This is a genomic window from Pseudomonas costantinii (assembly GCF_001870435.1).
Lineage (GTDB): Bacteria > Pseudomonadota > Gammaproteobacteria > Pseudomonadales > Pseudomonadaceae > Aquipseudomonas > Aquipseudomonas costantinii.
The window spans coordinates 20,772-39,310 of sequence record NZ_MDDR01000015.1 but is presented as its reverse complement, the minus strand read 5'-3'; the positions used below and the strand labels follow the sequence as shown (position 1 = coordinate 39,310).

At 61.4% G+C, this 18,539-nt stretch carries 16 protein-coding genes and 2 pseudogenes; 9 read left to right on the top strand and 9 right to left on the bottom strand.

From position 1 onward, the window contains the following. From codA to BFL40_RS08150, 6 genes are all read right to left on the bottom strand, one after another. Entirely contained in the window at positions 1 to 1,236 is a 1,236-nt protein-coding gene (gene codA, locus BFL40_RS08175) for a cytosine deaminase (protein ID WP_071483486.1), read from the bottom strand. 27 nt (positions 1,237 to 1,263) lie between these two features. Further along, on the bottom strand, positions 1,264 to 2,481 hold the full coding sequence (locus BFL40_RS08170) for a PucR family transcriptional regulator (protein ID WP_071483485.1): 1,218 nt from the start codon (positions 2,479 to 2,481) through the stop codon (positions 1,264 to 1,266). Next, positions 2,478 to 3,746, bottom strand: coding sequence for a cytosine permease (gene codB / locus BFL40_RS08165; RefSeq protein ID WP_071483484.1), 1,269 nt, complete (start codon positions 3,744 to 3,746; stop codon positions 2,478 to 2,480). Before codB ends, BFL40_RS08170 begins: the two co-directional genes overlap by 4 nt. 191 nt (positions 3,747 to 3,937) lie before the next feature. Continuing rightward, entirely contained in the window at positions 3,938 to 4,561 is a 624-nt protein-coding gene (locus tag BFL40_RS08160) for an NUDIX hydrolase (RefSeq protein ID WP_071483483.1), read from the bottom strand. 98 nt (positions 4,562 to 4,659) lie between these two features. Next, entirely contained in the window at positions 4,660 to 5,016 is a 357-nt protein-coding gene (gene queD / locus BFL40_RS08155; protein WP_003190259.1) for a 6-carboxytetrahydropterin synthase QueD, read from the bottom strand. 97 nt (positions 5,017 to 5,113) lie between these two features. Next, complete coding sequence (locus BFL40_RS08150) at positions 5,114 to 6,193, bottom strand: patatin-like phospholipase domain-containing protein (protein WP_071483482.1); 1,080 nt, start codon at positions 6,191 to 6,193, stop codon at positions 5,114 to 5,116. A 160-nt stretch (positions 6,194 to 6,353) separates the two neighbouring features. On the opposite strand from BFL40_RS08150, the gene BFL40_RS08145 reads away from it, so the two are divergent. The 4 genes from BFL40_RS08145 to BFL40_RS08130 are packed head-to-tail and all read left to right on the top strand — an operon-like array spanning position 6,354 to position 8,954. Further along, a complete protein-coding gene (locus BFL40_RS08145; protein ID WP_071483481.1) occupies positions 6,354 to 6,656 on the top strand; it encodes a PepSY domain-containing protein in 303 nt (100 codons plus the stop codon). After that, positions 6,656 to 6,970, top strand: coding sequence for a PepSY domain-containing protein (locus BFL40_RS08140; RefSeq protein WP_071483480.1), 315 nt, complete (start codon positions 6,656 to 6,658; stop codon positions 6,968 to 6,970). Before BFL40_RS08145 ends, BFL40_RS08140 begins: the two co-directional genes overlap by 1 nt. Then, entirely contained in the window at positions 6,970 to 7,638 is a 669-nt protein-coding gene (locus tag BFL40_RS08135) for a response regulator transcription factor (protein ID WP_071483479.1), read from the top strand. The genes BFL40_RS08140 and BFL40_RS08135 overlap by 1 nt, the downstream gene beginning before the upstream one ends. After that, entirely contained in the window at positions 7,635 to 8,954 is a 1,320-nt protein-coding gene (locus BFL40_RS08130; RefSeq protein WP_071483478.1) for a sensor histidine kinase, read from the top strand. The genes BFL40_RS08135 and BFL40_RS08130 overlap by 4 nt, the downstream gene beginning before the upstream one ends. A 111-nt stretch (positions 8,955 to 9,065) precedes the next feature. Here BFL40_RS08130 and BFL40_RS34575 read toward each other — a convergent pair. After that, positions 9,066 to 9,575, bottom strand: a pseudogene (locus BFL40_RS34575) (methyl-accepting chemotaxis protein); the annotation flags it as partial. A 348-nt stretch (positions 9,576 to 9,923) separates the two neighbouring features. After that, a pseudogene (locus BFL40_RS34570) lies at positions 9,924 to 10,994 on the bottom strand (PDC sensor domain-containing protein); the annotation flags it as partial. Between the two features lie 460 nt (positions 10,995 to 11,454). Between BFL40_RS34570 and BFL40_RS08120 the strand changes: the two are divergent. From BFL40_RS08120 to BFL40_RS08100, 5 genes are all read left to right on the top strand, one after another. Further along, positions 11,455 to 12,774, top strand: a complete 1,320-nt coding sequence (locus BFL40_RS08120) for a Na+/H+ antiporter family protein (protein ID WP_162493893.1) — start codon at positions 11,455 to 11,457, stop codon at positions 12,772 to 12,774. A 100-nt stretch (positions 12,775 to 12,874) separates the two neighbouring features. Then, positions 12,875 to 14,554, top strand: a complete 1,680-nt coding sequence (gene ctpM / locus BFL40_RS34700) for a methyl-accepting chemotaxis protein CtpM (RefSeq protein WP_071483475.1) — start codon at positions 12,875 to 12,877, stop codon at positions 14,552 to 14,554. A 103-nt stretch (positions 14,555 to 14,657) separates the two neighbouring features. Then, the gene (locus tag BFL40_RS08110; RefSeq protein WP_071483474.1) at positions 14,658 to 15,326 is read left to right on the top strand and encodes an RraA family protein; all 669 of its coding nucleotides are present in this window, start codon (positions 14,658 to 14,660) and stop codon (positions 15,324 to 15,326) included. Continuing rightward, positions 15,323 to 15,988, top strand: coding sequence for an RraA family protein (locus BFL40_RS08105; protein WP_071483473.1), 666 nt, complete (start codon positions 15,323 to 15,325; stop codon positions 15,986 to 15,988). The genes BFL40_RS08110 and BFL40_RS08105 overlap by 4 nt, the downstream gene beginning before the upstream one ends. Then, positions 15,985 to 17,193, top strand: a complete 1,209-nt coding sequence (locus BFL40_RS08100; protein WP_071483472.1) for a pyridoxal phosphate-dependent aminotransferase — start codon at positions 15,985 to 15,987, stop codon at positions 17,191 to 17,193. Before BFL40_RS08105 ends, BFL40_RS08100 begins: the two co-directional genes overlap by 4 nt. Here the strand turns inward: BFL40_RS08100 and trhP are convergent. Beyond that, positions 17,190 to 18,509, bottom strand: coding sequence for a prephenate-dependent tRNA uridine(34) hydroxylase TrhP (gene trhP, locus BFL40_RS08095; protein ID WP_071483471.1), 1,320 nt, complete (start codon positions 18,507 to 18,509; stop codon positions 17,190 to 17,192). The genes BFL40_RS08100 and trhP overlap by 4 nt on opposite strands. Positions 18,510 to 18,539: the final 30 nt, after the last annotated feature.

Sequence of the window (18,539 nt, the reverse complement as noted above, 5' to 3'; positions counted from 1 at the left end):
TTACAAAAACTCTACCTGCGCCGGTTGCCGTTTCATCAGCACCTTGCCATTGCGGATCGAGTACAGCGGCAGGCCTTGGCTGCGAATCACCTCGTAGTCGCTGTCTGCCGACAGGATCAACAGGTTGGCCGGGCGACCTGGCTCCAGGCCATAGCGGTCACCCAAGGCCATCGCCTTGGCGCTGTTGTCTGTGACCAAGTCCAGTGCGCTTTGCAGGTTGCGGTAGCCGAGCATGTGGCAGATGTGCAAACCGGCCTCGAGCACCCGCAGGATGTTGCCGTTGCCCAGGGGGTACCAGGGGTCGACGATGGAGTCCTGGCCGAAGCACACGTTCATGCCGGCTTCGAGCAGTTCGTTGACGCGGGTCACGCCTCGGCGTTTCGGGAAGTTGTCGAAGCGGCCTTGCAGGTGGATGCTTTCGGTGGGGCAGGAGACGAAGCTGATGCCCGAGTGCCCCAACAGGCGAAACAGCTTGGCGCAGTAGGCATTGTCGTACGAGCCCATGGCCGTGGTGTGGCTGGCGGTGACGCGCGCGCCCATGCCACGGCTGCGGGCCTCTTCGGCGAGTACTTCAAGAAAACGCGAGTGTGGGTCATCAGTTTCGTCGCAGTGCACGTCCACCAGGCAGCCGGTGCGCTCGGCCAGGTCCATGAGGAACTTCACCGAGTTCACGCCTTGGTCGCGGGTGTACTCGAAGTGGGGGATGCCGCCCACCACGTCGGCGCCCAGGCGAATGGCCTCTTCCATCAGTTCGCGGCCATTGCGGTAGGACTCGATGCCTTCCTGGGGAAAGGCGACGATTTGCAGGTCGATCAAGTGCGTGCTTTCTTCGCGCACCTCCAGCATGGCTTTCAGCGCGGTGAGGCCCGGATCGGTGACGTCGACATGGGTGCGCACATGCTGGATGCCGTGGGCGGCCAGGGCCTGGATGGTTTTCTTGGCGCGGGTCTTGGTGTCTGCTTGGGTGATGGTGGCTTTGCGCTCACCCCAGCACTCGATGCCTTCGAACAGTGTGCCACTCATGTTCCAGCGCGGTTCACCGGCGGTCAATGTGGCGTCGAGGTGAATATGTGGCTCGACGAAGGGCGGTATCACCAGGTTGCCGGCGGCGTCCAGGTCGTCGATGGCTAACGTCCGTGCCGCTGTTTGTGGGGTGATGCTGGCGATCCGGCCGTGTTCCAGGTGCAGATCATGCAGGCCTTCACGGTTGCGCAGGCGGGCGTTGATGATATGCATGGGCAAGTTCCTCTTGGCTAAAGACAATCAGGCAGACAGCCGCCAGATCATCAGGGCTATTCCGATGTCCAGGCGGTCATAAGCGTTATCTAGCGTCAGCCCGCACAGGGCTTCGATACGCTGGACACGGTGCGTCAGGGTGTTGCGGTGTACGGCCAGGCGCTGGGCGGCGGCCACAAGGTTACCATTCTCGTGAAACCAGGCTTCCAGGGTCGGCATCAGGCTCGGGCCATGGTGCAAGTCGTGGCGCAGCAGCGGGCCCAGGCGTTCATTGAGAAACTGATCGAGCAGGGCGCGATCACGCACCCCGCTGAGCAGTTTCAAGACGCCCAGTTCGTCATAAACACACAGCCCGGCGCGGTCGCTGAAACGCCGCGCTGCCGCCAGTGCCTGCCGTGCTTCGTCGTGCGCTTGAGCCAAGCGTGCAGGCGGGTGCGCGGCGGCGCTCAGGCCGATAAACAGCTTCAAGGGTGCCAGCCGCAGGTTTAAGGGGGTCAGCCAGTTGGCCAATTGCTGGCGATGGGCCAATGCCGCAACGGCATCGTTGGCCGGCAGCAGTAACGTCCATTGTCCAGCCCGCCCCAACACGGGCAGTGATGCATAATGCTGCGCCGAAAACTGCCGCAGACGGCGGTTGATATGCTCATGTTGACGGGCCAACTGCACTTCCACATGCGCCGCATCGCCTTGGGCAAACAGCGACTCCTCACCGTCCAGTTGCAATTGCACAATCTGCCAATGCCCCGCCAGCGACATGCCCAGTTGCGCGGCCCGGCGGAGCAACAAATCCAGGGATTGATAATCACCGGCCAGCAAACGCTCCAGTACATCATGCCGCGAGCGGCCCAGTTGCTCAGACTGGATCAATGCTGAGCCAATCGCCTGTGTCACCAGCACCATTTTCAGTGAGTACGGTTGCTCGATCAACGGCATGCCGACGGCTTCAGCCGCCTCCAACAAACGTTGGGGAATCGTCCGGATATACGTGGGCCCCGTAAGGATTACCAGCCCGGCGACCTGGCGCTGACAGGCTTCTTCCAGCAGTTGCAACAGGTTGGCTTCATTACGCGGGTGATTGATCCCGGTGACGAACACCAACTCGCCCCCCAGCACCCACTCGGCGATTCCGCTGTTTTCCGCGACATAGGGCCAGCGCACGCCGTTCTCCAGGCCCGCTTCCCCGGCGCGCAGGCGCATGGACTCTAAACCTGGCAGAGCCAGCACATCGGCGACGGTCAGATTCATGCCGGCGCGTCAGTCAGCGGTGCCCGCACGCGCAGCACTGCAGTCAGCACGATGTAAGTCAGCGATGCGGCAACAATCCCCACCAACGGCGCTACCCACGGCGAGTGGAACGCCAGCACGGTGCCCACGGCATACGCCACCAGCCCTGGCCAATTGAACGCCGGTAGACGTGCATCCGCCAGGCGCGGGTACTGGCCGCGATAGCGGTAGAAGAAGTCCGCCATGATTACCCCACCAATCGGCGGGATCACCGTGCCCAGCAGAATGAGGTAGGGCACCAGCATGTCGTACATGCCGAGTAACGCCAGCAGGGTGCCGATCACCGCACCCGCCAGGGTTACGGTCTTGCGGCGTTGGGTGCGCAGCAAATTGCAGCCGGCGACGGCGAAGTTGTAGATGGTGTTGTCCTGGGTGCTCCAGATGTTAAGCAGCAACATGGCCATCGCCGCCATGGCGAAGCCTTGCAGCAGCAACACTTCCACCACATCCGGTTGTTGATAGACGATGGCACCATAGGCCCCGATCAACACCATCAAGCCATTGCCAATGAAAAATCCAATCAGGCTGGCCAGCACTGCGACCTTGGCCGAGCGGGAAAACCGTGTCCAGTTGGTCGCCTGGGTTGCGCCGCTGACAAAGGTGCCGAACACCAAGGTGATCGCGGTGGACAAGTCCAACTCGCCCGACGGTACCACCGCCAGCAGGCCATCCAAGCCGCCGACTGTCACGGTGGCGACCCACATCGACAGAAACAGCAAGATACCCATGGCCGGCACCGCGATGTAGGACAGGATCTCCAGCCCGCGATACCCCACGTACGCTGTGGCGCAGAACACCAGGCCGAACACCACCATTAAAACCAGCACGCTGCCTTGGCTCAGTTCGAAGTACTTGCCCAGCACCACGGCGGCGGTCGCCGTGCCCCAGGCGTACCAACCGATCTGGGTGAAGCCGAGGATCAAGTCACTGAGCTTGCTGCCAACTTCGCCAAAGCAGAAGCGGCCCATCAATACCGAGTTCAGGCCGCTCTTGAAGGCGATGTAACCCAAGCCTGCGGCGTATATGCCCAACAACAGGTTACCCAAGGCCACGACGCCGAGCATGTCGGTGAAACTGAACGCCACTCCCAGCTTGCCGCCGGCAAACATAGTCGCGGTAAAAAACGTAAACCCCAGCAGCACCATTGCGGTGGACGCCAGACCCTTGCGCGCATGCAAGGGGACTTCACTGAGTGGGTAATCATTGCCCGGTTCTTGCTGCGTCATGTGCCTTGCTCCCTGAGTGAGTGACGCAGGCCTATTGCACCGCGCGTGCCAAATCAGCGGCAGTGACGGGCGCACGGTAGGCGCTGTGCACCGTGCACAGTATTTATAGCCAAACAGGGACGAATTGCCGGAAGGGGTGTTCTTTGTGCCCAGTCAGGCACGAAAGCAGTGCAGCGGTGATACAAATTGGATCAGTCGAACAGCGTCTGAGTGATCTCACCGCGATGAAACGCAAAAGCTGCCTCGAGATCGCTTTCGATGGTCCGCCCACGGGACAGCGGTGGCAGGTTGTCCAAGGCAAAAAAGCCCACCTCGGTGGTTTCGAACCCGGCCATGGGCGCGAGTTGATCCACCCGGTCACACAAAAAATACAGCTTGTAGAAGTCCCGCACATCCGGGCGATACAAGCCCTTGGCCTTGTGGGTAACGCTATACAGCGTCCTCGCCGTGACGGTCAGTCCGGCTTCCTCGCGGATCTCCTTGATGATGTTTTCCGCCGCCGACAAACCGATATCGGCATACCCCCCAGGCAGCGCCCAGCAGCCGTCGGTCAACTCACGTACCAGCAGAATACGGTCGCCCTCGATCACCGCGCCGCGCACGTCAATCATCGGTGTTGAATAGCGCTTGGCAAAGTCCGGCACCAGCCCGGTGATGCGCTCCAACGGCACGTCCGCCAGTTGCGCCAGCATGCTGTGGGCAATCTCGGCGATTTCCTCAAGGCGCTCTCGCTCGAAATCATCGGTGCAAAAGTGCAAGCCTGTGGATGCCAATGCCTGCAAGCGTTTGGCCTGGGCCAACCAGGTGTTTTCCATTAGAGGCTCCGTGTTTGCCGAGCGGAATGTTCGGGTGGAAGGGTGCTACGTCAGGCATAAAAAAACCACCGCTGGGGTGGTTTTTTAATATCGCAGGCTTACTCGCCGCGATAGATGCAGCCGCTGGTGCAGGTCTCATGGATGCGAATCGCGCTGAGTTCCGGCAACAATGGCTTCAACTCATTCCAGATCCACTTGGCCAGCACTTCGCTGGTCGGGTTTTCCAGGCCTGGGATGTCATTGAGGTAGTTGTGGTCGAGGCGTTCATAGAGCGGCTTGAAAATCGCCTTGATCTCCGAGAAATCGCGAATCCAGCCGGTATGGGGATCCAGGTCGCCGCTCAGGTGGATCGCCACCTTGAACGAATGCCCATGCAGGCGGCCGCATTTATGGCCTTCCGGTACGTGGGGCAGGCGGTGGGCGGACTCGAAGGTAAACTCTTTGAAGATTTCCACGGTATTTTCAGCTCGGTCAGGTATCTGGCAGGCGGCGAGTTTAACAGCTTGATCCCTCGCCGGGCATACCGTCCCTCCGCAGGAGCACTGCGTGGCGTCAAAGGGCCTGCAAGTGCTCGCCCAATTGGCCGTTATCCGCCAACGCCAGAAACTCGTCCCCCAGCCGCCGGCTCTCGCTCATCGCCGTTTGCCAGTACTTGTTGCGGCTCGGGTCATCACCCATGAAACGCTTGAAGTCGCTGCGGTCTGGCAGTTTGCCGTGGGGCAGACGGGCCAGGTAGTCCTTCGACGGCGCCAGCAGCAATACATCCTGCAAGCCCTGTTGATTGCTACGCCGCCACGGCAGGCCCTTGTCGAACCAGCCGGGGATGACTCGGTCGGTGAAGTGCGGATACAGCACGATGTCGTCGCCGTGGTAGGGCAGGTCGAGGTGGTAATCCAGCAAGCCACCGTCGCGGTAAGTGCCTTTGCCTGCGCCGGGCAGGTCGCGCACGCCTTGCATCACCATGGGAATCGAGCCGGATGCCAGCAACGCCTGGCGCAAGTTACCCAGTTCCAGGTCCAGGAAGCGCGACGGAAAATCCTTCAGCGGGTGCACCGGTGGTGCCTGGCGCGGGTCGTGGATGATCAGCCGTTCAAAATGTCGCGACAGCCGCGCGCGACCCCGCAAGTTGTCGGCAATCACCGACGACAGGCCCAGGCCCAGCCGCCCACGGTGGTCATCGGCGAGCAGGCCGTGACTCTTGACCACCATGATGTTCAGGCGATAGTCGGGGTTGTCCAAGACCCGCGCATCGCGACCGGCCAGCAGGTCATCCAGCATGCGCCGGCAGCTCTGGCTGACCTCGGCCATGGTCACGCCTTTGGCAAAGCGCTGTTCGTTGTACAGGCGACCGAGATCGAGCAGGCCTTGCACCGGGTCGGGCAGGCAAGCGCTGGCAAACCGCCAGGAGCCAATGGACGCGCCGATCAGTGCACGTTCGCGTGGCGCGCGCGGCAGCCAATCGCCGAACAGCGCGAGGTCCAGGCCTTGGATGCCCAGCGCCTTGGGGCCACCGGCCGCGCCGGGGAGAATACCGACATCCGCAGGCGCGAGGCCCTGTTCGCGAATGCGCGTAAAGGCGCGTTTGCCGGCCTTGAGCGTCAGGGCGGGAAACTTGATGTGGATGGCTGTCATACCGGTCTCTTTTGAAGCAAGCAGGGCAGTATAGGAAAACTCGCACGGTGATAGGTAAAGATGCCTATAGGAAATTGCCATGGTGGCAATTCAGTTTCAGTTAAGTTGCGACGCGTACCGTGGCCTGCGTAGGAAAAACATCCTGAAACGGAGATTCACCATGAAGCGCCTCACAGCGCTGGTCGCCGCCGGTATCATCGCTTCCACGGCGGCACAGGCCCGAGCAGTGGACCCCGACAAGCCGCTGAAAATACCCGGCACTGTTACTATTGTTGCCTTCGAACAATTGGAAGCCACCGCCCTGGCGTTGCATCCCGGCTCGACCTTGCTGGACACCGACCTGGACGAGGCTTACGGCAAGTACCTGTATCAAGTCGAACTGGAAGATGCCGACGGCATCGAGTGGGAAGTCGAATTGGACGCGCTCACAGGGCGCGTTCTCAAGAATCATCAGGATACGTAATGAAGGTAAATTTACGCGCCAGCAGTGGCGTGGCGTTGGTGTTCATGGCGTTCTGTTCAAGCCTGGCAGCCCGCGACCTCAATCAGGATGAAGCCTTGGCGCTGCGCCAGCAGGGCGTGATCCTGCCGCTGGAACAACTGTTGCAGCAAGCCATGGCGCGGTATCCCGGCTCCCGGCTGCTGGAAGCCGAGCTTGAGAAAAAACACGGCCAATATGCCTATGAAGTTGAGCTGGTGACCACTGAGGGTGTGGTGCGCGAGATCAAGCTGGATGCGGCGACCGGTGTGTTACTCCAAGATAAGGAAGACGACTGATGCGCCTGCTTCTGGTGGAAGACAACGTACCGCTGGCCGATGAACTGTTGGCCGGCCTGCAGCGACAGGGCTACGCCGTCGACTGGCTGGCCGATGGGCGTGATGCGGTGTATCAAGGCCGCAGCGAGCCCTATGACCTGATCATCCTCGACCTTGGCCTGCCCGGTTTGCCGGGGCTGGAGGTCTTGGCGCAATGGCGCGCTGCCTCCCTGGCCACTCCGGTGTTGGTTCTTACCGCTCGCGACTCCTGGGCCGAGCGCATCGAAGGGCTCAAGGCCGGAGCCGACGATTACCTGAGCAAGCCGTTTCACCCTGAAGAGCTGCACCTGCGGATCCAGGCGTTGCTGCGCCGCTCCCACGGCCAGGCCAACCAGCCCACCTTGCAAGCCGCGGGGCTGCACCTGGATGAAGGGCGCCAGTGCGTGCTGCGCGATGGCGACGAAATCCAACTGACCGCCGCTGAATTCCGCCTGCTGCGCTACTTCATGTTGCACCCCGAACAGATCCTCTCGAAAAGCCACCTGGCCGAGCATCTTTACGACGGCGAGACCGAGCGCGACTCCAACGTGCTGGAAGTTCACGTCAACCATCTGCGCCGCAAATTGGGCCGCAGCGTGATTGAAACCCGACGCGGCCAGGGTTACCGATTTGGTGCCGTCCCGGCATGAAGTCCATTCAGCGGCGACTGAGCCTGGGGCTGATCAGCGTGATGGTGGTCGTCGGCGTGGTGCTGGCGCAAACCAGTTTGTGGTTGTTCGAGGCGGGTTTGCAGCGCTACCTGGAAGCGGGGTTGCGCAACGACAGCGAGAACCTGCTGGTAGCGCTGGTGCGCGGGCCGAACGGTGTGCAGTTGGATGAACAACGCCTGTCTCCTGCCTACCTACGGCCATTCTCCGGGCACTATTTTCGTATTGATTTTGCCGACACACATTGGCGTTCCCGTTCGCTTTGGGACCAGGAACTGCCGCGTCTGCCCGAGGCAGGGCTCAAAGGCAACCTGCAGCTGGGGCCGGAAGGCCAGCAACTGCTGATACTACGTTCGGACTACAAGCGCTTCGGCCAGTCGATTTCTATCAGTGTGGCCCAGGACTACACCCCGGTTCGGGAAAGCTTTCGCCTGATGCGCCAGATCGGCCTGGTGTTGGGGCTGGCGGCATTGCTTCTGGTGTTGATCCTGCAACGGGTCACCGTGCGCCGCGCCTTGCGCCCATTGGAAACCGCCCGAGAACAAATCGCCCAGTTGCAACAGGGCAAACGCTCGCAACTTGATACCCAGGTACCGCTGGAGCTTGAGCCTCTGGTGGCGCAGATCAACCACCTGCTGGCTCACACCGAAGACAGCCTCAAGCGTTCGCGCAATGCGCTGGGTAACTTGGGACACGCCTTGAAAACACCCTTGGCAGTGCTGTTGAGTGTGGCGTCCAGCGAACAGCTCAAGGATCATCCGCAACTGAGCAAACTGTTGCGTGAACAGCTGGAGCAGGTGCAGCAACGTCTCAACCGTGAACTCAACCGCGCCCGCCTGGCCGGCGAAACCCTGCCGGGGGCCTTGTTCAACTGTGAAAAAGAGCTGCCTGGCCTGTTGGCCACGTTGAGCATGATCCACGGTGAGCACCTGGACTTGAGCTGCCATGTCACGCCCAGCCTGCAATTGCCCTGGGACCGCGAGGACTTGCTGGAGCTGTTGGGCAACCTGCTGGACAACGCCTGCAAATGGGCGGATGCCGAAATACGCTTGAGTGTCAGCGAAACGCTGCAGAGCTATCTATTGTCCGTCGAAGACGACGGCCCCGGCATCCCCGAAACCCAGCGCGCCCAAGTGTTCAGCCGTGGCACGCGCCTGGATGAACAGATTGATGGGCATGGCCTGGGGTTGGGGATCGTGCGGGATATTGTCGAGGTGTGGGGCGGGGTGTTGCAGTTGCAGGAGAGCGAGTTGGGCGGGTTGAAAGTGCTGATTGAGCTACCGCGGCGCCAGCTCTGAAAATACCCCCGTAGCAGCTGTCGAGCCCTGGCGAGGCTGCGTCGGCGGTGTGTCAGATACACCGCCGACGCAGCCTCGCCAGGGCTCGACAGCTGCTACGTATAGCTCAAGTCAGACACGAAACTGATCCATCAACCCCTGCTGCTGATTCGCCAGGCTGTTCAACGCCTGGCTTACCCGCGCTGATTCATTGGCCTGCTCCGACAGCGATTCAGTCACATCCCGAATCGTCGACACGTTGCTGTTGATCTCCTCGGCCACCGCGCTTTGCTCTTCGGCGGCGCTGGCGATTTGCAGGTTCATGTCGCTGATCACCGTGACCGCATCGCCAATCTGACGCAAGGCCGTCACGGCCTGACCGACCTGTTCGACACTGCCCTGGGCCTGGCGATAGCTGTTGCCCATGGAACTGACCACCTCTTCAGTGCCGCTTTGCAAATGTTCGATCACCAGGCGAGTTTCTTCCACCGACTCCTGGGTGCGGCGCGCCAGGTTGCGCACTTCATCGGCGACCACCGCAAAGCCACGGCCGGCCTCACCGGCGCGGGCGGCTTCGATCGCGGCGTTGAGCGCCAGCAGGTTGGTTTGCTCGGCGATGCCGCGAATCACTTCCAGTACCGAACCGATTTTTTCGCTGTTAGCCGCCAAGCCTTCGACCTGGGCCATGGCCGTGCTCATATCTGCTGCAAGGTGCCCGATATTGGTGGTGGTGCGGTCGATCACGGTCAAGCCTTCGCGTGTGGCCTGGTCGGCATCGCGCGCGGCTTGAGCGGCTTGGGCGGCGCTACGGGCCACGTCCTGGGCGGTGGCGCTCATCTCGTGGGAGGCGGTGGCCACTTGGTCGACCTGGCGATACTGCTGCTCCATGCCGGCACTGGTTTCACTGGCGATCGCGGCAGATTGGTCGGCGGTGCCACGGGCGTCCTGCACCGAGCGTTTCACTTGCGCAATGATGGGTTGCAGCTTGTCGAGGAAGCGGTTGAACCAGCTGGCCAGTTGGCCCAGTTCATCCTTTTTGTCGTAGGCCAGGCGGCGGGTCAGGTCGCCTTCGCCGCTGGCGATGTCCTCCAGCATGCGCGCCACACCGAGGATCGGCCGGGTCACGCTGCGCGCCATCAACCACACCAGGATCAGACCGACCACGGCGGCCAACAGGCCCAGGCTCAGTTCCAGCAACGTGCCACGGGTGTTATCTGCATCGAGTTCTGCCTTCAGTGCTTCGGCGGGACCTACCAGCACTTTTTCCGGCACATCCAGGAGTACACCCCATGGTTTGCCACCGGGAATCGGCGTGAAGGGCGCGAGTACTTTGAGTTGATGGTCGGTGCGCAGGCTGCGGGTCTGCGTGCTGCTGGCCAGGGCGCTGATCAATTGCGCGCCGCTGGCCGTGTCGACCCGGTCCAGGCGCTGGCTGAGCTTGCTGGCGTCCGGGCTGTAGCCGGCGAGTAAGCCGGTGGCGCTGAGGATGCTGACTTGGGTCTGGCCGTCATACAGCTTCTGGCTCGCCTGTTGGCTTACGGCCTGCAGGCTGTTGAGGTTGATGTCCACCGACAGCGAGGCGATGACTTTGCCATTGACCATCAGCGGGAAAACGATGCTGGTCATCAGCACGTTTTGCCCGTCGATCACATAAAAGTAGGGTTCGATCACGCACGGTTTCAGGGTGGTGCGTGGGCAGGTGAACCAGGCGTTGGCCTTTTCACCGCTGGGGCCGATGCTCGTGTCGGACATGTCGCTTTCGGGCAGCGACATGGAGGTAATTTTGCCGGGCGTCGGCTGCGACCAGTACAGGGCGAAGCGGCCTTTGTCGTTGCTGCCCAGTTCCGCCTGGTTAGCGAACAACTCATCCTTGCCATCCAGGGCATTGGCTTCGAACACCAGCGACAAACCGAGCAAGTCCGGGTTGGCCTGCAAGGCGGCCTTGACCTGACGGGTCAGGTCTTCGCGCGTGTCGAAGGCGTCGAGAAAGCGCTTTTCCGCCTGCTCGCGAAGGAACAGCACTTGGCGGGAAAACCCATGACCATACTGGTAGGCGTCCATAAATTGCTGGCGAATGCCCAGCGCCTGCACTTCCCCTTGGGCTTCGATGCGCGCTTGGGCGGCTTCATCGAGCATTTGCATGCTGGACGCTTTGACCTGCTGCGAGCTCTGCTCCATGCGATACAACGACAGACCCACTAGCAGGGTCACGATCCCCAACAGGCATAGGCCGGCGAGCAGGGTGATTTTCCATTGAATGGAGAGCTGTCTGACGGACATCTAGGAGCATCCTTAATCTGAAAACACAGAGAGTCAGGCTATCGGCCGCTTTTTATGGTTCTTTATTCAAACGTTCAATTTAAAGTCGAAAGCGGCGCCGTTTTTTGACATGCGGTCCCGCCTGCTGCAAAGTGCGCGCCCTCTAATAAGACCTCTTCAAGCCTGCACGCTGGCAGCCACTCAATGGCCGCCCGGGCGCGGGCATGCCTGTTTTTTATGTTTTTGTCTTGAGGTAACCATGATTAACGCAGTCATCGCCGCGGTTGGCACCATGCTGGTGCTCAGTCTGTCCCGCGTGCATGTGGTCATCGCCATTATCGTCGGCGCCCTGGTAGGCGGCTTGACCGGTGGCCTGGGCATCGAGGCCACGCTCAAGGCTTTCAACGGCGGCTTGGGCGGTGGCGCGACCGTGGCGTTGTCCTACGCATTGCTCGGCGCTTTCGCGGTGGCGATTGCCAAGTCCGGCCTGGCTCACGCCCTGGCGGACAAAGCGCTGATGTTGGTAGATCGTCAGGAAGCCACTGGCGGCAGCCACGTCAAATGGCTGCTGATTGGCCTGCTGTGGGTGGTGGCGATCGCTTCGCAGAACATCCTGCCAATCCACATCGCGTTTATCCCGCTGCTGGTGCCGCCGCTGCTGTATGTGCTGACCAAGCTTCAGTTGGACCGCCGTCTGATCGCCTGCGTCATGACCTTCGGCCTGATCACCCCGTACATGTTCCTGCCGGTGGGCTTCGGCAATATCTTCCTCAATCAGATCCTGCTGGCCAACGTGGCCAAGAGCGGGGTGGATATCAGCCAGGTCAACGTCACCCACGCCATGGGCCTGCCGGCGTTGGGCATGGTGGTCGGCCTGCTGGTGGCGGTGTTTATCAGTTACCGCAAAAAGCGCGTGTATGACCTGGAGAAAATCGAGCGGGTCGAGCAAGTGACGGTGCAGTACAACCCGTTGACCTTGTTGGTGGCCGGGCTGGCGATTGCCTCGGCGTTCATCATTCAGCTGTGGTTGGACTCGATGATCATTGGCGCCCTGGCCGGGTTCCTGATTTTTTCGGTGTCGGGCATCGTGCGCTGGCGTGAGACCGATGACTTATTCACCGAGGGCATGAAGATGATGGCGATGATCGGCTTTATCATGATCGCCTCCTCAGGCTTTGCCGAAGTGCTCAAGGCCACCGGCGACGTGCGTTCGCTGGTGGAAACGTCGGCGGCGTTTATCGGCCATAGCCGTGGGGTGGGCGCGCTGCTGATGTTGCTGGTGGGGCTGCTGGTCACCATGGGCATCGGCTCGTCGTTTTCCACGGTGCCGATTCTCGCCGCGATTTTCGTGCCGTTGTGTGTGCAACTGGGGTTCAGCCCGCTGGCCATTGTTTGCATTGTTGGTACGGCGGGTGCCTTGGGTGATGCCGGTTCGCCCGCGTCGGACTCGACCCTTGGGCCGACCTCCGGACTGAATATTGACGGCCAGCACCACCATATCTGGGACACCGTGGTGCCGACCTTTCTGCACTACAACATTCCTTTATTAGTATTTGGCTGGCTGGCCGCTATGACCCTTTGATCGTCCCCTTTACTCATCGGCCCCGCCACAACCAACGCCTACAGATATCCCGCAATCGGCCGTTAACCTCTCAAGTCGTCACTAATTAGAGAGAAAAGCCATGCGTCTGAGCCTGAAGGCTAAAGTCCTGTCCCTCGCCGTAGTGCCGGTGTTGCTGTTCGCTGTGGTCATCAGCCTGACCACGGTATGGATCCTCCAAGGCCAAGCGCGCAACGAGGTGGATGAAACCCGCCAGCGCTTGCTCAACGACGCCAAGGCCACTCTGCAAAGTTATGTGGAAGTGGCCATGACCACCATCAAGCCTCTGTACGACGCCGCCGCCCCCGGCGACACAGCAGCTCGGGCAGAGGTGGTCAAGCTGCTGTCCAATACCAGCTACGGCAAGGACGGTTATTTCTTCGGCTACGACTCCGAGACCATCCGCCTGTTCAAGGGCAACAGCTCAGACGGCGTGGGCAAAAGCTTCAAAGACAACCGTGACCCCAACGGGGTCTACGTCAACCGCGACCTGGTCAAGGTCGGCAAGGACGGTACCCACTACCTGCAATACAGCTCGACCCAACCGGGGCAGACCGAACTGGTGCCCAAGCTCGGCTACACCGAATACCTGCCTAAATGGGACATGGTGATTGGTACGTCGGTGAACCTGGATGGCATTGAAGCGCAGGTGGCGGTGGTCGAAGCCAAGGTTGAGAAACGCATGGAGGGCGTATTGCTGAGCATCCTCGGCGTGGCCGTGGTGGTGCTGCTGGTGATTGCCGCGGTCGGCATGGTGGTGGCCAATACCATCCTGCGCCCACTGAACTTGATGAAAGCTAACCTCGATGACATCGCCGCCGGCGAAGGTGATTTGACCCGCCGTCTGGCCATCACCAGTCAGGATGAACTGGGTGACCTGGCCGGGGCGTTCAACCGCTTTGTCGACAAGATCCACGGGCTGGTGCGACAGATCACTGAGATGACGACCCAACTCACAGGTCTGGTCAGCCAGGTGTCCGATCAGGCCCAGCGTTCCGAGCTGGCCATGGAGCGCCAGCGCCATGAAACCGACCAGGTGGCCACCGCGATCAACCAGATGTCGTCCGCCGCCCATGAAGTGGCGCGCAGTGCCCAGGGCGCCGCCGTCGCCGCGCAACAGACCGACGCCGAAGGCCAAGCCGCCAAACGTGTGGTGGACGGCAGCATCGCGCAGATTCATGCACTGGTGAACGATATCCGCAACAGCGGCGTGTCCCTCGACAGCTTGCAGCAGGATGTATCGTCGATTGTCAGCGTACTCAGTGTGATCCGCTCCATCGCCGAACAAACCAACCTGCTGGCGCTCAACGCGGCGATTGAAGCCGCGCGGGCAGGGGAGGCCGGGCGTGGTTTTGCCGTGGTCGCCGACGAAGTGCGCGCCCTGGCCAGCCGTACCCAGACCAGCACTCAGGAAATCCAAGGCATGATCGACCGTCTGCAAAAAGGCACCGAAGCCGCCGTGGATGCGATGCGCCGTTCCAGCGATGCCGGCGATGGCACCTCGGCCCAGGCCAACGAAGCCGGGGCGTCGCTGGATACCATGGCCCAGTTGATCGGGACCATTAACGCGATGAACGCGCAGATTGCCAGCGCCGCCGAGGAGCAGACCGCCGTGGCCGAAGAGATCAACCGCAGCGTGCATCAGATCGCCGTGGCGGTGGACAGCGTGGCCGATGAAACCCAATTGGGTGCCCAGACCTCCCGCAGCCTGGCGGACCTGGGTCAGCGGTTGGGGCAATTGGTCGGACAGTTCAGAATCTGATTAGCCATAGCTTGAGCGTATGTTTGCCTAACGTTAATACGAATATACCTATCACAGCCCCTCAGTGAGACTTGAGCCCCAACCACAACAGGGGCTCATCTCAATGCCACTTCCCGACCCGCTTCAGCGCCTGGCTGAACTCGACACCAACACAGTCTCCGACGCGCTGGATTTTCTGCAACTGCCTGGCGCCGTCGTGGGCATTCGCCCGTTGTGGGACTGCCCCAAGGTGGTGGGCCGCGCCAGCACGGTCAAGTTGGCACCCAAGACCGATACCACGCCCACCGTGCACCTGATTTCCCCGGTGATCGATGCGATCACCACGAATGACCGCGTGCTGGTCATCGCCGGGGGCATCGAGGGTATCTCGTGTTGGGGCGACATCATCGCCAACGCCGCGGTGGCCAAGAAAATTCGCGGTTCGGTGATCGACGGTTTCAGCCGGGATATCGACGGCAGCGCTTCCATCGGTTATCCGGTGTACGGCCGTGGCGTGACCATGATCAGCGCGCGTAACCGCGTGGTGCAGGTCGATTCCGGCGTGACCATCAGCGTGGGGGGAGTCGATGTGTCGGAAGACGACTTCGTCATCGCCGACCGCTGCGGCAGCGTATTCATCTCGGCGGCTGTGATCGAGCAGGTGCTGGACCTCGGCGAACGCATCGCTGCTCGTGAGGCTGGGATGGTCGACGCCGTGCGCAGTGGCCGCTCGGTTGCCGATGTGATGCACGACAGCCAATTCGAAGCCATCCGTGTGGAGCCAGCCCGATGAGCGCCGAAGACCAGCAACTCGTCGCCCTGTTCGAAGGGCTGGACACTCCCGGCGTCTCGGATGCCATGGACAAGCTGGGCATCCCCGGCCAATGCCTGGGTATCGCGCCGCTGGATAATTACCGTGGCGCCGTGGTGGGCCCCGCATTTACCGTGCAGTACGCGCCTGCCGGCATGCCGCCGGGGTCGGTGGGCGATTTTATCGATGACGTGTTGCCGGGTGATGTGGTGGTCATCGCCAACGCCGGTCGCACCGATTGCACCGTATGGGGCGACATCATGACCCAATACTCGGGAACTCGCGGGATCGCCGCTACTGTGATCGATGGCGTGTGCCGTGACGTCAGCAAAGCCCTCGGCGATGGGTATCCGTTGTTTACCAAAGGCCGTTACATGCGCACCGGCAAGGACCGCGTGGAAGTGCTGTCGGTGAACCAGCCGGTGGCGATCAGCGGTGCCCGGGTATGCGCCCGTGACATTGTGGTCGCTGACGCCAATGGCGTGTTGGTGGTGCCTCGTGCCCGTGCCGCCGAAGTGGCGAGCGTGGCGCGGCAGATTGAGGCGGTGGAGGCGCAAATACGCGCGCAGATCGAGGGCGGCAAAACCCTCAAACAGGCCCGCGAATCCCTGGGCTATCACACGTTGCAAAGGAAGGGTTCATGAACCTCGAACGACTGAATAAGCGCCTGGCCCAGGCGCAACCCTCCGCCACCTACCGCATCATCGACCGCGTGGCCGCACGCCGTGCCGAAGGCGCGAAAATCATCTCTCTATGCGCGGGTGAGCCGGATTTCGACACCCCGGAACATATCCGCCAAGCGGGTATCGACGCGATCCGCAACGGTCACACGCGCTACACCCAAGTTGCCGGGGTTCGTGCCTTGCGTGAAGCCGTGGCCGAGAAGTTTCGCCGTGAAAACGGCCTGGATGTCACCTGGCAAGACACCCTTGTCAGCAGCGGCGGCAAGCATGTGATCTACAACGCGCTGGCGGCGACGTTGAATGACGGTGACGAAGTGATCGTGCCCGCGCCGTACTGGGTCAGCTACCCGGAAATGGTCGAGTTGTGCGGTGGTACCTCAAGGATTTTGCTGTGCCGCGCCGAGGACGGTTTCAAGTTGACGCCCGCCGCCTTGGACCAGGCAATTAACCCCAACACGCGCTGGTTGATCCTCAACTCGCCGTCCAACCCCACTGGTGCCGTGTACAGCCAGCAGGAACTGCGCGCCCTGGCCAACGTGCTGTTGGAGCATCCCCACGTGCTGGTGTTGGCGGACGATATCTACGAACACTTGCTGTTCGACGGGCAAACCTTCCATACCCTGGCGCAAGTAGATCCTCGGTTGGCGCCGCGCGTGTTGACCATGAACGGTGTGTCCAAAGCTTACGCCATGACCGGCTGGCGCATCGGTTTTGCCACCGGGCCACGCTGGCTGCTGGAGGCCATGGAAAAGCTCCAGGGCCAGCAGACATCAGGCGCCAGTGCGATTTCGCAACAGGCTGCCATTGCGGCACTGACCGGGCCGCAGGCGTTTGTCCGAGCGTCACGGGCCGTGTTCGAGAAACGTCGCGACTGGGTCGTGGCCTTCCTGAATACCACGCCGGGGTTGGCGTGCACGAACCCGTCCGGCGCGTTTTACGCCTTTGCCTCCTGCGCCGGTTTGCTGGGGCGCACCACGCCCGCCGGCAAGCTGCTGCAAACCGATGAAGACGTGGCGCACGCCTTGCTTGAGGAAGCCAGCGTGGCTGTGGTGCATGGCAGCGCATTCGGGTTGGCGCCGTACCTGCGCATTGCCTATGCCCTGGATGACGAATCGTTGCGGCAGGCGTGCGAAGCGATTCGCCGTTTCTGCATGGCGACCCGTTAAAGATCGCGCATCAGCAAACCAAACCGCAGGTCCATCTCGGCCGGGAGCGGCACATACACCGTGTGCCCATCCCCCGGCGCGACCTCGATGGCTTTGCCCTTGGCGTTGTGCAATGTGGCCAGATCAAAGTGGAAGTTGCCGGCGGGCGTCATCAATTCCAGGTGATTGCCTACGACAAAGCGGTTCTTCACTTTGACCTCGGCCAACTCGCCTCGGCGTTCGCCGGTCAGCTCCCCCACGAACTGCTGACGTTCCGACACCGAGCTGCCGTTCTGGTAGTTCTGGTATTCGTCGTGCACGTGGCGGCGCAGGAAACCTTCGGTGTAACCGCGCTGGGCGAGGGATTCCAGGTCGGTCATCAAGTTGCGGTCAAAGGCGCGACCGGCCACCGCATCATCGATTGCCTGGCGATACACCTGGGTGGTGCGAGCGCAGTAGAAGTGGGATTTGGTGCGGCCTTCAATCTTCAGCGAATGCACGCCCATGTGAGCCAAACGTTCCACATGCTGTACTGCGCGCAGGTCCTTGGCGTTCATGATGTAGGTGCCGTGTTCGTCCTCGAAGGCGGGCATTTGTTCGTCGGGGCGGTTGGCTTCCTGCAACAGGAATACCTGGTCGGTCGGCGTGCCGATCCCCAGGGTTGGCTCCGGCTGATATTCCTGAACGATATCACCAGTGGCGTTTTCCACCGCCGGCGTGGCCTGGTATTTCCAGCGGCAGGCATTGGTGCAACTGCCTTGGTTGGCGTCGCGTTTGTTCATATAGCCGGACAGCAAACAGCGCCCGGAATAGGCCATGCACAAGGCGCCGTGTACAAACACTTCCAGCTCCATGGTCGGCACTTGCTGGCGGATTTCACCGATCTCTTCCAGCGACAGTTCCCGAGACAGAATTACCCGGCAAATCCCTTGCTGCTGCCAGAACTCCACACTGGCCCAGTTCACCGTGTTGGCCTGCACCGACAAGTGAATGGGCATCTGCGGGAAGTGCCGGCGCACCAGCATGATCAGCCCGGGGTCGGACATGATCAGTGCGTCCGGGTTCATGGCGATCACCGGGGCCAAGTCCTTTAGGAAGGTTTTCAGCTTGGCGTTGTGCGGCGCGATGTTCACCACCACGTAGAAGCGCTTGCCCAGTATATGAGCTTCCTGGATACCGAGCGCCAGGTTGGCGTGGTCGAACTCGTTATTGCGCACTCGCAGGCTGTAGCGCGGCTGGCCCGCGTACACCGCATCGGCGCCGTAGGCAAAGGCGTAGCGCATGTTTTTCAGGGTGCCGGCGGGGGCGAGCAGTTCGGGGGCGAGGATGGGAGGCATGGGTTCGGATCGCAAAAGGTCGCGAAGGTA